This is a genomic window from Stenotrophomonas sp. INTA L402-1 (assembly GCF_059295135.1).
In genome coordinates this window covers 1-651 of the sequence record NZ_JCAFWP010000143.1, presented here as the reverse complement: position 1 = coordinate 651, position 651 = coordinate 1, and the positions used below count along the sequence as shown (strand labels likewise).

Genomic DNA, 651 nt, shown 5'->3' with positions numbered 1-651 from the left:
GTCATATCTTTAGCGGATTCATTGGCTGCCAGCGCAGATTGTGCGTTCACCAGTGACAAAGCCGCTACAGCGCCCATAAAAATAAACGCTTTACGGAGAGATGCAATGTTCATTTTGTAACCCATTCAATATAGAGATTATATACAAACAGGAGGAATAGCTGCTTTTAAAGAAGATATTCCGGCCTGTTCAATATGCAAGGAAATACGATGTAACGCATTCCCGGAATTACATATCTTTCTTAATTTTGTCCCATTCGCCTTTAACTTTATCTTTAAAGTTGGCTTGTTTATCCTGAGTACAAGCCTGAACGATAGCTGGGGTTACGGTTGCAATACCCTGAACATCTAAAACCGCATCTTCTGGTTTATCTTTGTTGTTCAGCGCTTCAGCAAAACCAACTGCAGTTGGCTGGAAGGATTCGTCCACAGCCAAGAAATCTTCACAGGTCCAGGAGTTGACCGGTTTTTTGTTATCGGCTGCTTTTTGCGCATCCGCTGCATTGCTCACAACTGGCAGAAGAAGCAGACCACCAAGAATAACGCCTAATACTTTTTTCATCGTAATATCCTCAACTATAAAGTGAAAGAGCCGTCACGAATCAATTTCGACACTGAGGTTATAACCTGGTTTTCTGTATATGTCATGTTG

The 651-nt window shown here is 41.8% G+C and carries 1 protein-coding gene and 1 pseudogene; both read right to left on the bottom strand.

The features are described from left to right. Nucleotides 1-113 (bottom strand): annotated as a pseudogene (hdeB, locus tag AC5O77_RS21980) (acid-activated periplasmic chaperone HdeB); the annotation flags it as partial. A gap of 115 nt (nt 114-228) precedes the next feature. Then, entirely contained in the window at nt 229-561 is a 333-nt protein-coding gene (gene hdeA / locus AC5O77_RS21975; protein WP_000756550.1) for an acid-activated periplasmic chaperone HdeA, read from the bottom strand. Nucleotides 562-651 lie beyond the last annotated feature (90 nt).